12 protein-coding genes are annotated in these 12,388 nt (G+C 65.3%); 5 read left to right on the top strand and 7 right to left on the bottom strand.

Annotated features, from left to right (window positions below; translation table 11 throughout):
• The first annotated feature begins 2 nt into the window (after positions 1-2).
• The gene (locus G9Q37_RS06085; protein WP_166226011.1) at positions 3-722 is read left to right on the top strand and encodes a penicillin-binding transpeptidase domain-containing protein; all 720 of its coding nucleotides are present in this window, start codon (positions 3-5) and stop codon (positions 720-722) included.
• Between the two features lie 25 nt (positions 723-747).
• Positions 748-1,113, top strand: a complete 366-nt coding sequence (locus tag G9Q37_RS06080) for a VOC family protein (RefSeq protein WP_166226008.1) — start codon at positions 748-750, stop codon at positions 1,111-1,113.
• A gap of 7 nt (positions 1,114-1,120) precedes the next feature.
• Here the strand turns inward: G9Q37_RS06080 and G9Q37_RS06075 are convergent, their stop codons facing one another.
• From G9Q37_RS06075 to phnC, 4 genes are read right to left on the bottom strand one after another with little or no spacing between them, the layout of a single operon-like run.
• Complete coding sequence (locus tag G9Q37_RS06075) at positions 1,121-2,089, bottom strand: NAD(P)-dependent oxidoreductase (protein ID WP_166226005.1); 969 nt, start codon at positions 2,087-2,089, stop codon at positions 1,121-1,123.
• 14 nt (positions 2,090-2,103) lie between these two features.
• The gene (gene phnE / locus G9Q37_RS06070; RefSeq protein WP_166226002.1) at positions 2,104-2,904 is read right to left on the bottom strand and encodes a phosphonate ABC transporter, permease protein PhnE; all 801 of its coding nucleotides are present in this window, start codon (positions 2,902-2,904) and stop codon (positions 2,104-2,106) included.
• The gene (gene phnD / locus G9Q37_RS06065; RefSeq protein WP_166225999.1) at positions 2,901-3,779 is read right to left on the bottom strand and encodes a phosphate/phosphite/phosphonate ABC transporter substrate-binding protein; all 879 of its coding nucleotides are present in this window, start codon (positions 3,777-3,779) and stop codon (positions 2,901-2,903) included. Before phnD ends, phnE begins: the two co-directional genes overlap by 4 nt.
• A gap of 34 nt (positions 3,780-3,813) precedes the next feature.
• Complete coding sequence (gene phnC, locus G9Q37_RS06060; RefSeq protein ID WP_474099922.1) at positions 3,814-4,653, bottom strand: phosphonate ABC transporter ATP-binding protein; 840 nt, start codon at positions 4,651-4,653, stop codon at positions 3,814-3,816.
• A 79-nt stretch (positions 4,654-4,732) separates the two neighbouring features.
• Here phnC and G9Q37_RS06055 point away from each other — a divergent pair, with 79 nt between their 5' ends.
• Together G9Q37_RS06055 and G9Q37_RS06050 are read left to right on the top strand one after the other, a co-directional pair.
• A complete protein-coding gene (locus G9Q37_RS06055; RefSeq protein WP_166225996.1) occupies positions 4,733-5,620 on the top strand; it encodes a LysR substrate-binding domain-containing protein in 888 nt (295 codons plus the stop codon).
• Positions 5,621-5,753: 133 nt separating this feature from the next.
• Complete coding sequence (locus G9Q37_RS06050; protein WP_240936630.1) at positions 5,754-6,350, top strand: LysE family translocator; 597 nt, start codon at positions 5,754-5,756, stop codon at positions 6,348-6,350.
• A gap of 42 nt (positions 6,351-6,392) precedes the next feature.
• On the opposite strand, the gene G9Q37_RS06045 is transcribed toward G9Q37_RS06050, so the two are convergent.
• Together G9Q37_RS06045 and G9Q37_RS06040 are read right to left on the bottom strand one after the other, a co-directional pair.
• A complete protein-coding gene (locus tag G9Q37_RS06045; protein WP_166225990.1) occupies positions 6,393-6,908 on the bottom strand; it encodes a pyridoxamine 5'-phosphate oxidase family protein in 516 nt (171 codons plus the stop codon).
• Between the two features lie 89 nt (positions 6,909-6,997).
• Positions 6,998-7,954, bottom strand: a complete 957-nt coding sequence (locus G9Q37_RS06040; protein ID WP_166225987.1) for a LysR family transcriptional regulator — start codon at positions 7,952-7,954, stop codon at positions 6,998-7,000.
• A gap of 325 nt (positions 7,955-8,279) precedes the next feature.
• Between G9Q37_RS06040 and G9Q37_RS06035 the strand changes: the two genes are divergently transcribed.
• Positions 8,280-11,852 (top strand): indolepyruvate ferredoxin oxidoreductase family protein, encoded by a 3,573-nt coding sequence (locus tag G9Q37_RS06035; RefSeq protein WP_205710764.1) that lies wholly within the window; start codon positions 8,280-8,282, stop codon positions 11,850-11,852.
• Here G9Q37_RS06035 and G9Q37_RS06030 read toward each other — a convergent pair.
• A complete protein-coding gene (locus G9Q37_RS06030; protein WP_166225982.1) occupies positions 11,836-12,357 on the bottom strand; it encodes a PaaI family thioesterase in 522 nt (173 codons plus the stop codon). The two genes, G9Q37_RS06035 and G9Q37_RS06030, sit on opposite strands and share 17 nt — an antisense overlap.
• Positions 12,358-12,388 lie beyond the last annotated feature (31 nt).

The raw sequence follows: 12,388 nt of genomic DNA, 5'->3' as shown, positions 1-12,388 counted from the left end.
TGGTGGTCGATGTCGACACAGGCAAGCCGATTCACGTATCGGGCGATTGCGACAGGCGTCACAGCCCGGCATCGACCTTCAAGGTTCCACTGGCAGTCATGGGTTTCGATGCCGGCATCCTGGTCGATTCGATGAACCCGCTTTGGGAACTGCCCGAGGCGGTACCAGGCCAATTGGTGGGCGTTCGGCTCGGCACACCCACCAGCTGGCAGCAACACTCCCTTGTCTGGTACTCGCGCGAGCTGACACGGACGCTCGGGCGTGCCCGCCTGGAACAGTACGTTCTCAAGTTCGCCTATGGCAACAAGGATGCCTCCGCCGGCATCATCGGCCGGCCCGGAACGGACTCGGCGTGGATCGGCGGGTCGCTGGCCATATCGGCCCGCGAGCAGACCACGTACCTGCGCAAACTGGTGCGCGAGGAGCTCCCCGTGTCCGCCCGCGCCCAGCAGGCCGCGAAAGCCATCATCCCGCGGTTCCGGACCGACGCTGGCTGGGCCATCTCGGGCAAGACGGGATCGACCTGGACATACTCGCGCGCCTGGGTTGCAGACAAGAATGAGCCCATCGGGTGGTTTGTGGGCTGGGCATCCCTGGGAAACCGAAACCTCGTGTTCGCCAGGGTGAGCGTGGGACAACGTGCCTACGGCGTACCTATGGGCCTGCTGGTGCGCAAGCAATTTCTGGACGAGTTCGACGCACTGGTCGAAGGCAGGCCATAGCCCACAGGGTTACAAAGGAGCACGCATGCCGGAATTGCAGGCCATTGAACTGAAACCCTTCGTGCCCGCGAGCGACTTCGACCTGTCGCTGCGCTTTTACCAGGAGGTTGGCTTCACGGCCTCATCCGCCGGACAAGGCGTCGCCTACCTCAAGCTGCAGGGCTGTGCGTTCCTGCTGCAGGACTTCTACGAACCCGGCCTCGCTGACAACCTCATGCTTCACCTCCTCGTGCCCGACGTTGACGCTTGGCATCGGCACATGGCGAGAGACGCGCTGCAACGCTACTTCGGCGTGCGCGTCGGCGCCGTGACGCAGCAGCCCTGGGGAATGACCGAATTCGTGTTCTGGGATCCCTCGGGTGTGCTGTGGCGAGTCGGTCAGGCGACATGAACGAGCGCTACGGATGAGCGATGGCGAAGTCCGTCAACGACTCACCCTGCAGCGATCGAATCAGGTTGTCTGCTGCCCGCATCTCGATCGCCAGCCGCACGCGTTGCACCGCCGAACCAATGTGCGGCGTGAGCACCGTTCGTGGGTGGCGGACAAGCCCTGCGTTCACTTGGCGTGGACGATCGGGCAGCAGCCAGTCCTCCATTTCATAGACGTCGGCCGCATACGCGCCCAGGCGAGCGTCGTCAAGCGCGCGAACCACCGCCGCCTCGTCGACCACAGAGCCACGCCCGATGTTGACCAGGATCAGGCCCGGCCGGGCCCCGGCCAGTGCGGCGGCGTCGATGAGGTGACGCGTGGACGCAGTGAGTGGCGCAGCCAGCAGCAAGTAGTCGGACCGCGCCATGGCCTCCTCGATCTGAACGCGTCGCACGCGCGCATCGTCGCGCTGTGGGTCGACTCCCAGCAGTTCGGCGCAACCAAAACCCATGAGCCGATCCACGATGGCGCGCCCCACCGCACCCAATCCCACGACCGCCACCACCGAGCCATGTAGCCCGGTGCCGTACAGCGTGGGTCGCCAGCCCGCGTAGCCGGCGCGCACTGCGGCATCGCCCGGCAACACATGGCGCGCTGCGGCGATGGCCAGACCGACCGCAAGCTCTGCCGTGGGTTCGGTGAGCAGATCGGGCACGAAGCTCACGCTCACACCGGCCGCGGCACAGGCCGCGAGATCGAAGTTGTCGTAGCCCTTGAGTGCGCAGGCGATGGTGCGCAGGCGCGGTGCATTCAGCAGCGTTTCCTGGTCGACACGATCGGTCATGAAAGCCATCATGGCCTCCGCGTCGACCAGGTGCCGCTGACGCTCAGCATCGCTCCAGGGCTCGGGCCCGGGGTTCATCACCACCTCGCCGGCGGCCTGCAAGGTCTGCAGCACTTCGGCGTGTACGGGTTGGGTGACCACGATCTTCGGCATGTTGTTGTGTTCCCTCACTTGAGGCGCTTTCGCAGCGCCGAACCGATGCCATCCACCACCAGCACGCAGGCCAGGATGGACAACAGGATGGCCGACACCTCGTCGTACTTGACCAGGCGCAATGCGGCCATCAGCTCGAAGCCGATGCCACCAGCACCCACGATGCCCATCACGGCGGAGGCCCGGAAGTGGTATTCCCAGCGGTAGATGGTGATGTCGGCCAGTTGCGGCAGCACCTGCGGCAACACCGCGTGCGTGATCACCTGCAGGCGGCTGGCGCCAGCCGCGACGGCGGCCTCCAGCGGCTTGGGGTCGACGTGCTCAATCGCCTCGGCGTAGAACTTGGCCACCATGCCGGTGGAGTGCAGTGCCAGCGCCAGCACCCCGGGCAAGGCACCAAAGCCCACCGCCGCCACGAACAGGATGCCCAGGATGATCTCGGGCACCGAGCGAAATGCCGCCAGCACGGTGCGCGCCAACCGCCCCACCACCGCATTCGGCGCGGTGTTGGGCGCGGCCAGCAGCGCCAGCGGCAGCGACACCACGATGGTGAGTGCGGTGCCCGCGATCGACATCGCCAGCGTGTCGCGCAGCGGAATCACCCAATGCTCCCAGCGCGCGAAGTTTGGCGGCACCATCTCCGACGCAAGCTGCCGGATCGCGGGAGCGCCCTCCATGAAGCGCTGGGCGTCGAAGAAGCCGGTGACGTGCAGGGCCAACGCGCACACCAGCAGCACCGCGGCCACGCCGGCCAGGCGGCGAAGGCGGCGCTGGTGATCCAGCGCAACGATGGCGTCGAGCGCAAGCGATGTCATTGCATGCGTCCCAGGTCGAGCTTGAGCACGGTGGCGGTCTCGCGCAGGACGTCATACGCGGCGTCATCTGTGGCTGCGAAACCCTGCACGCGGAAGGCCTTGAGCACCTCGGCGTCCTTCATGTCGAGGAAGGCGGCGCGGATGGCCTGCTTGAGTTCGGGCTTGAGGTCGCCCTGCATCACGATCGGGTAGTTCGGGATCGGTGCCGACAGATCGAGCTGCACGATCTTGGACGCGTCCACCGTGCCACGCGCGATCAGGTTGTCCAGGATGGGCTTGGACAAGGCGCCGGCCGGCACCTGTCCGGCCTGCACGGCGCGTGCCACAGCGTCGTGCGTGCCCAGGTGCACCGGGCGGTAGTCCTTCTCGCCGTCGAGCTGGTACTTCTTGAGCAGGTGCGCGCGGGGTGCCAGGTGGCTCGAGGTGGAGGCCTGGTCTCCGAAGCCGAAGGGTTTGCCACGCACGTCGGCGAGCGTCTTCACCGGGCCGCCAGCGGTGGCGATCAACACCGACTGGTAGGTGGGCGATCCGCGCTCGACGCCGACCGCGAACGGTTCGATGGTGGGCGCCTTGGACTTCGCGAGCACGTAGGAGAACGGGCCGAAGTACGCCACCTCGATGCGTCCGAAGCGCATCGCTTCGATCATTGAGGAGTAGTCGGTGGTCACCGTGATCTCGACGTCTTTCTTCAGCGTCTGTTCGAGGTAACGCTTGAGCGGCTGTGCGTTCTGGATGATGCTGGCGGCGTTCTCGTCCGGCAGCAGTGCCACGCGCAGGCGCGACGGGTCCTTGCCCTGGGCCTGGGCCCACAGCGGCAGCAAGGCGGCAAACGAGGTCAGGGCGACCAGGCGCGAGAGTTGGCGGCGGTTCAACATGACAAAGACTCCTTCATCGGGTGAGGGGAACGGTTCAGGCGTGAACCAGGGTGGGCACCAGGGATTCGGTGGTGCTGGTTGCGGTCGCGGTGCCGGTGCGCGCGTAGAGCGACGACTCGACGTCTTTCGTGAGCTGCGCGGGCAAGCCCTCGAACACCACCTGGCCCTGGCGCATGCCGACGACGCGGTCGGCAAACAGGCGCGCCAGGTTCACCTGGTGCAGGCTCACGATGGCGGTGAGGCGATCCTTCTTGCAGATGTCGTGCAGCAGCGTGAGCACGCCCTGCGCGGTGGCCGGGTCCAGACTGGCCACGGGCTCGTCGGCCAGCAGCAGGTTCGGGCCTTGCACCAGCGCGCGCGCTATGCCCACGCGCTGCTGCTGCCCGCCAGACAGCGTGTCCGCGCGCGCGAGCGCCTTGTCCAGCAGGCCAACACGGTCGATCACCGCCAGCGCCTGCAGCTTGTCGGCCCGGCTCCAGGGCCACAGCGAGGCCAGCGATCCGCGGCTCGCAAGCTTGCCCATGAGCACGTTGGCCAGCACGGTCTGCCGCCCGATCAGGTGGTGCTGCTGGAACACCATCGCGCAGCGGCGCCGGTGCTCGCGCAGGTTGCGCGCCGACACCGCGCCACCGGGCAGACCGTGTACCTCGATCTGCCCGCCATCGGGCCGCACCAGCCCGTTGATGCTGCGCAGCAGGGTGGACTTTCCGGCACCCGAGGCGCCCAGCAGCACCAGGAACTCGCCACGCGCCACGGACAGATGGGTCGGCTGCAGGGCCCGGTGGCCGTCGCCATAGGTGACCGACACACCCTTCAGGTTCAGCTGGGTTTCACGCTTGCTCGTCTGCATGGTCACGCCCTCGTTGATTGGCATGTACCCAGTCTCCCGGCACGAGGTGTCACCTGTATGAAACTTTCATCCAGAAAAATGAGGGCATCCATTGGTGCCATCTATGTCTGGATTGAGTCTGCTCGCGGCCCTGAAGGCCTTCGATGCCACCGCGCGAGCGGGCAGCATGACGGCGGCCGCGCGGGCGATGGCGCTGCAGCAGCCCACGGTGTCCGCGCACATACAGCGGCTGGAAGGCGAATTCGGCGTGGAGCTGTTCCACCGCCGTGGTCGCCGACTTGAACTCACCGCCTTCGGGCGAACCCTGCTCGACCATACGCGCCGCACCTTCAGCGGCGAGGAAGACGCGCTGGCCCTGCTCACGGCTGCGCGCAACCACTACGCCGGGCGCCTGGTGGTGCACGCCATCGGGCCGTACAACGTGGTCCCGGTACTCAAGGCATTCGCCGCGCGCCATCCACAGGTCAACCTCGTGGTCGGCGTCGGCGACTCGCGCACCATCACCGGCAAGATCCTCGACTACCAGGGTGACATCGGTGTCGTGCTCAACCACGTCGAACACCCCGACCTGCACGGCATGCCTTTTCGCACTCAGCGGCTTGTGGTGTTCGCCCATAGGGACCACCCGCTCGTTCAGCAGTCAACCCTGACCTTGAAGGCGTTGGAGGGCCAACGCTTCGTGATTCGCGAGGAGGGCTCGACCACGCGACGCGTGTTCGAGAACGAATTGCGCGAGCGCGGTGTGCGGGTGCAGGTCGCGCTGGAGATGGGTAGCCGCGAGGCAGTGCGCGAGGCAGTTGCGCAGGGCCTGGGGCTGGGCGTGGTGGCCGAGACCGCCTACGTGCCGGACCCGAGGCTGGTGAAGCTGCGCGTCACCGACACCGAGATGGCCACCCACGTGGGCTTCATCTGCCGCCAGGAACGGCGCCACGCGCCGTTGATCTCGACATTCCTGTCCATTGCCGCTGAAGCAGGACAACTGATGGGTTAGCTCTGCACGGCTCAGAGGTCCCGTTGGGCGGTCGATACCGTGCAGATTCGTACTTGGCAAGGTTGGCGTTTTCACGTGTTGGTTCGGCATGCCGCATATACCAGCGGCAACCACCCTCCGCCCTTTGCAAACCATGCCGCACCCGGAACTCATCGCCTTTTTCGTCTTCGGATTCACCGCCGCGGTCACCCCCGGGCCGAGCAACATGTTGGTGATGACGGCTGGTGCACAGGCGGGCCTTGTGCGCGGCCTGTGGTGCCTGCTCGGTGTCGTCGCAGGCATGGCGCTCATGATGGCGGCGGCAGTCGCGGGTCTGGGCGGCATCATCGCCACTCACCCCATCCTCCTGGATGCGCTCAAGTGGCTCGGATCGGCCTTCCTGCTGTGGCTGGCCTGGAAGGTGGCCAATGCACCGGCCGTGCGACAAGACGATCAGAGCGAGGTCATCGGCTTCTGGAAATCGCTGGCGTTCCAGTGGGTGAACCCGAAATCCTGGGTGGTGAGTGCCAGCGCGGCCGCCAGCTACGGCAGCGCCCTGCCCGGCACGGTGGTCGATCGTGCGCTCGCCATATCACTGACATTCGCGGTCGCCGCCACGTTGGCCTGCGCCATCTGGATGTTCGGTGGTGTGGCGCTCAAGCGTTGGCTCGGGAAGGACCGCAATGCGCGGCTGTTCAACCGCAGCATGGGCGCCCTGCTGGCTTTGTCGACGGTCGCAATTCACCTGTAAGGTCGGGTGCGCCGCCATGCCACCCAGCGGTCCGACAACCGGCTACGGCCTGGGCCAGCGGTAGACCGCCTGTGCAGCGCGCGCTTGCGAATCTTCCGTGGTACCGGGCACCAGGCGGTAACTCGGCGCAAGGATCGGCTCCGTGCCCAGCACCTGCACGCAGATCACCGAATGGATGGGAAAGGCACCGCGCGTCATCTGCTGCAACGGAAACTCCAGCTCGCCAAAACGGGGATGGCCAGGCTCCACGACCACGGCTGCACCTTTGACCTTGAATCCCTTCTGGATCAGGACATCGACGAAGCTCACGCATACGTTCGGATGGGCCTTGATGTTGCGCACGCTCTGGGGTGAGGCGATGTTCGCGATCAGAAGTTCGCGCTCGCCGTGGCAACAGAAGATTTCCTTGGGCGATACGTTCGGCATGCCGTGGTCATCCACGGTGGCCAGCCAGCAAAGCACACTGCCCGCCCTCAGGCGCAAGAATTCGGCGGAGAAACCGGACACGTCGTGCGCGCCGGCGTGTGGGGAGCGGTCCGAAGTGTGGATCGAGTCCATGGGCGATGCGAGCCGTGGTCAAAGACGACAGTATCGCCATATGCATGCGGATTCGCCTCGAATTCCCGTGCGCGCGCGACCTGCACGGTTCAAGCCAGTACCACTGGGGTTGGATCGCTGGCATGCTCGTTTGCCGCTGCAAGGCAGTTGAGCAGCTCCCTGGTTCCCTTGTTCGCCTTGAGGCCCCTGTGCACCGCCACCACCTCGATGGACAGCAGTTCCTCCAGGTCCACGCAATTCAACAGCCCGCTGCCGTCCAGGCCGCGCAGGCAATCGGGCACCAGCGCAATGCCACTGCCCGTCGCTACCTGGGCAATCACGTCTTTCAAGCCGCCGGCCGACCGCATCATCGCGCTCGGTACATCCGCGTCCAGCAATGCACGGGTGGTCACGTGGTGCAACACGGGCTCCACAACCCGATCCACCATCCAGAACACCTCTCCCCCCAGATCCCGGAGGGACACCGGTCCACCGGAGCGCGTCGATGCATGACCGGCGCAGGCCAGCAGCATGATCCGGGACTCGCGCAGCCTGGCCACCCGGAACTGGATGTTCGGCAGTTTGCCCAGCATCACCGCCACCTGCACCTGCCCGTTCTCCAGCGCGATCGGTTGCGCACTGCTGGGCATCTCCACCAGCTTGACCTCGAAGCGGGCGTCGTTGCGGCGCAGCATGCGCGCCGCTTGCGGCACCGCCGGGTAGTCCGGCACCGCAAAGCTGGCGCACGCCAGATCGACGCGCCCGTGCAGGTGCGCCTGTTGAACCTGTATCTTGATCTTCTCAAAGCGGCGCAGGATGCCGCGGGCTTCGGGCAAGAGAATCTGCCCGGCCTCGGTCAGCTCCACTCCCTTCCAGGATCGGTGCATCAGCTGCACACCCATGCGCCGCTCCAGGTCCGACATCTGCAGGGTGAGGTTGGACTGGCAGACGTTGAGCACATGCGCCGCCCGGCTGAGTGAGCTTGCCTCGCAAACGACGACGAAGTGGTGCAACAGCTTGAAGCTGACGGCCTGGTTGTTGTAGGGCGATCGGATCCGCTCGGTCACTGAACTCTCCGCGCCGAATCGCAAGGACGCGGCACCTTCTGGTCATGGCTACCCGTGCTGGACGTTCTCGTCCGCGTTGTCGCTCGGGTGGCAGTGCAGGTGTACCGCGTTCGCCCTTTGGTCGTTCGCAAAGTCTTGGCCGATCAAGTCGTGCGTTTCATGGCTGCGAGCGTCCCGGCCAGGCGCCCTTCTGAGACCATCGCCACGTGACTGCATCGGGTTGATCACCCGATGTATGAGCGCAGCAGATGGCACCCGATGCACGGCCACCCTCGTGCAGGCCGCGGTGTTGACCCAGAACACAATTTTGGACGTCCACTCCATGATGAACGACATCGCGCGCGCCAAAGACGCGCTGGCCCACGAATGCAGGTTGCGCGAGGTCACCCTCGATGACAAGTACACCGCGCGCAGCGGAGCCGTCTACCTGAGTGGCATTCAGGCCCTGGTGCGGCTCCTGTTCGTGCAGAAGTGGCGCGACGAGGCCGCGGGCTTGAACACCGCAGGTTTCGTATCGGGCTATCGTGGGTCACCGATCGGCGGTCTCGACGAAACCCTCTGGAAGGCGTCGAAGCACCTGGAGGCCAACAAGATCAAGTTCCAGCCGGGCGTCAACGAAGACCTGGCATTGACCAGCGTGTGGGGCACACAGCACATCGACCAAGTGGGTCCCAGCCTTTACGATGGCGTGTTCAGCCTCTGGTATGCCAAGGGGCCTGGCGTGGACCGCTCGATCGACGTCCTGAAGCATGCGAACCATGCCGGCTCCAGCCCCAAGGGTGGCGTGCTGCTGGTAGCGGGCGATGACCATGGAGGCTACTCCTCGACGCTGCCACACCAGAGCGAGCACGTCTTCGCCGCCAGCATGGTGCCCGTGCTCTACCCCGCCAACGTGCATGAATTCATCGAGCTGGGCCTTCATGGATGGGCCATGTCACGCTACTCCGGCTGCTTTGTCGGCTTCAAGGCGATTGCCGACACGGTCGAATCCAGTGGTTCGGTGAGTGCCGATCCGTTCGCAACGAAGATCGTTCTGCCGCCCGATATCGAGATGCCACCTGGCGGCCTGCATTCCCGTCTGTGGACAGAGACGCTGGGCATCGTCGCGCGGGCGCAAGAAGCGCTGATGCACGACCACAAGATCTACGCGGCCCTGGCGTACTGCCGCGCCAACCAACTCAACCGCACCACGGTGCGCTCTGACCGTGACCGGTTGGGCATCGTCGCATCGGGGAAAGCCTACAGCGACGTGCTGGAGGCTCTTCAGGAACTGGGCCTCACCGAGGAACGCCTGAACCAGATCGGCGTTCGGCTGTTCAAGGTGGCCATGCCCTGGCCGCTGGAGCCCGACAGCATCCGCGAGTTCGCGGTCGGCCTGGAAGAGATTCTGGTCGTTGAAGAGAAGCGCCAACTGGTTGAGTACCAGCTCAAGGAGCAACTCTACAACTGGCGCGATGACGTTCGTCCCCGGGTGATCGGGAAGTTCGACGATCAGGGCGAATGGGTTCATCCGCGCGGGGAATGGTTGCTCACGCCCATGGCCGACTTCACTGTGGCCCAGGTGGCCACCGTCATCGCCTCGCGAATTCGTCGGTTTCACTCCAGCGAAGCGATCGATCGTCGGCTGGAGTTGATCCGCAGCAAGGAGGCTTTGCTCGGCCAGGCCAACAAGACCCCACCGCGGCCGGCCTACTACTGCTCGGGCTGCCCGCACAACACCTCCACCAAGGTGCCCGAAGGCTCCGTCGCCCTGGCTGGCATTGGTTGCCACATCATGGCCACCACGATCTACCCCGAGGGCAACAAGACCACGACCCACATGGGCGGCGAAGGTGCCACCTGGATCGGTCAGCACCACTTCTCCCAGGTCAAGCACGTGTTCGCCAACCTGGGTGATGGCACGTACTTCCATTCGGGCCTTCTGGCCATCCGCGCCGCGGTTGCCGCAAAAACGAACATCACCTACAAGATCCTCTACAACGATGCCGTGGCCATGACGGGGGGACAGCCGCACGACGGTGTGGTCACCGTGCCCATGATCGCGCAGCAGGTGCACGCCGAGGGTGTTCGACGCATCGCAGTGGTCAGTGAGGACGTGACCCGACACGCCAACCGCGTCGGGCTGCCGCCCTCGGTCACGGTGCACGACCGATCGGAGCTCGAGCGGGTTCAGAAGGAACTGCGGGAGGTCCAGGGCACGTCGGTCATCATCTACGACCAGACCTGTGCCGCCGAGAAGCGCCGCCGGCGAAAGAAAGGCAGCTACCCCACGCCCGCAAAGCACCTGCACATCCACGAGGCGGTGTGCGAAGGCTGCGGCGATTGCGGCCAGCAGTCGAACTGCGTGTCCCTGTTGCCGCTGGAAACCGAGTTCGGCCGCAAGCGCCGCATCGACGACTCGAACTGCAACAAGGACTTCTCCTGCCAGAAAGGCTTCTGCCCGAGCTTCGTCACCATTGAGGGAGGCAAGCTGCGCAAGCCCAGCAAGGCGAAGCTGGATCTCGCCGCCATGCTGCAGTCGCTGCCGGAGCCGACCCTGCCCCCGTGTGAGACGGCCTACAACATCATGGTGACGGGCATCGGCGGAACCGGCGTCATCACCATCGGCGCCCTGCTGGGCATGGCCGCCCATCTGGAGAGCAAGGCCGCGTCCATCCTGGACATGACGGGCATGTCCCAGAAGAACGGCGCCGTGACTTCACACGTGCGGCTGGCCCGAAGCGCCGAAGCCATCATGGCGCAGCGCATTCCCACCGGCGAGGCCGACCTCATCCTCGGCTGCGACATGCTCACAGCGGGATCGAAAGAGGTGGTCTCCAAGATGCACCGCGGCCGAACGCACGCCCTGGTGAACACCCACCAGCAACCGACGGGCCATTTCACGAAGAACCCCGACTGGTCCTTCCCGGAGCAGACCGTTCGACAGCTCATCACGCAGGCGGTGGGCGAGAAGGTGGACTTCGTCGACTCCACCCGCCTTGCCCTTGCCATCCTGGGCGATTCCATTGGCAGCAACCTGTTCATGGTCGGCTTCGCGTTCCAGAAGGGCCTGATCCCCCTGAGCTGCGCGTCCATTGAGCGCGCAATCGAACTCAACGGCGTGGCGGTCGACAAGAACCTCGAGGCCTTCCGCTGGGGACGCGCTGCGGCCGTCCACCTGCAGAACATCCAGGAGCAAGTCAACCAGCAGGCTGTCATCAAGGTGCTTCCGCGCCGCACGCTGCAGCAGACGATCGACCTTCGGGTCACCGAACTGACCGACTACCAGAACGAAGCCTATGCGCGCCGGTACCTCGACTTTGTCGAAAAGGTGCGGCAGCGGGATGTGGCGCTGGGCGTCTCGGCCGATCAGGCGCTCACCCGCGCGGTCGCCAGGAACCTGTTCAAGCTGATGGCCTACAAGGACGAGTACGAGGTGGCTCGGCTGTACACCGCCGCTGACTTCTGGGACAAGCTCGACGCCAAGTTCGAGGGCGACTACAAGGTCAAGCTCAATCTCGCCCCGCCCCTGTTCGCCAAGCGAGATGCCGACGGCAACCCCGTCAAGCAGGAATACGGCGGCTGGATGTTCCCCGCCATGCGCGTACTCACCGCCATGCGCTTCCTGCGCGGCACGCGGCTCGACCCTTTTGGCTGGACGGCCGAGCGGCGCATGGAGCGTGGCCTGATCGACCGCTACCTCGAGATCGTGGAACGTGGTCTCGCGAACTTGACTGGCGACAACTACCACCACTGGGTGAAGGTCGCCAACGTTCCAGATTCGATCCGCGGCTTCGGTCAAGTAAAGCACGCCTCGGTGGCAACGGCTCAGGCACGCTGGAACGACCTGTTGGCGACCGTGCCCGGTGCCGCGCAGGCAACTCCGATGGAGGAAACCTCAGTCACCCACCCGGGTTGAGGCGAAACGGCCGACAGATCGTGGTGGCGTGGGCCACCACGAGGGACTCTTCCTCGGCACCCACAGAAAAGACGGACACGGTGGCAACGCCGTGTGTTCGACTGGCCGTCAAGGGTCGGCCCACGGCAATCAGGCGGACGCCGTTGGCCGGGGCGAGATTGTGCAACTCGAAGCCGGTCGTGCTTGCCATCCAGCCTTCACCCAGCACGGCGGCCGACGCGCTCACGCCGGCAAAGTCGGCCAGTGCGCCGACGATGCCGGCCTGGACCGTGTGCCCATTGAACGTGTGCTCCCGGCGTATCGTCAGTTCGACCCGAGAGCGGCCGGACCTGTCGAAGCCTGTCACCACAACCCCGAGATGACGGGCAGCCGGCATGGCCTCGATGATCTGCTTGAGATCGGTCCTGTAGAGGGGATCAAGCGCATCGGGCTCGATCGGGTTGGGCGACGTTTCCATGATCGGGAACGGTGAAGTGGATGGATTGCCGAAGTACCGCATGGCCATGCGCCAGCACCCACGAGTCGTGCTCACATGC

The sequence above is a fragment of the Hydrogenophaga crocea genome, assembly GCF_011388215.1.
GTDB classification, from domain to species: Bacteria; Pseudomonadota; Gammaproteobacteria; order Burkholderiales; family Burkholderiaceae_C; genus Hydrogenophaga; species Hydrogenophaga crocea.
The sequence above is the reverse complement of the archived record's forward strand: the minus strand, read 5'-3'. Positions and strand labels throughout refer to the sequence as shown.

Coding starts and splice junctions, on each gene's coding strand:
- G9Q37_RS06080 (WP_166226008.1), top strand. CDS start 748: ATGCCGGAATTGCAGGCCATTGAACTGAAACCCTTCGTGCCCGCGAGC.
- G9Q37_RS06075 (WP_166226005.1), bottom strand. CDS start 2,089: ATGCCGAAGATCGTGGTCACCCAACCCGTACACGCCGAAGTGCTGCAG.
- phnE (WP_166226002.1), bottom strand. CDS start 2,904: ATGACATCGCTTGCGCTCGACGCCATCGTTGCGCTGGATCACCAGCGC.
- phnD (WP_166225999.1), bottom strand. CDS start 3,779: ATGTTGAACCGCCGCCAACTCTCGCGCCTGGTCGCCCTGACCTCGTTT.
- phnC (WP_474099922.1), bottom strand. CDS start 4,653: ATGCCAATCAACGAGGGCGTGACCATGCAGACGAGCAAGCGTGAAACC.
- G9Q37_RS06055 (WP_166225996.1), top strand. CDS start 4,733: ATGTCTGGATTGAGTCTGCTCGCGGCCCTGAAGGCCTTCGATGCCACC.
- G9Q37_RS06050 (WP_240936630.1), top strand. CDS start 5,754: ATGCCGCACCCGGAACTCATCGCCTTTTTCGTCTTCGGATTCACCGCC.
- G9Q37_RS06045 (WP_166225990.1), bottom strand. CDS start 6,908: ATGGACTCGATCCACACTTCGGACCGCTCCCCACACGCCGGCGCGCAC.
- G9Q37_RS06035 (WP_205710764.1), top strand. CDS start 8,280: ATGAACGACATCGCGCGCGCCAAAGACGCGCTGGCCCACGAATGCAGG.
- G9Q37_RS06030 (WP_166225982.1), bottom strand. CDS start 12,357: ATGGCCATGCGGTACTTCGGCAATCCATCCACTTCACCGTTCCCGATC.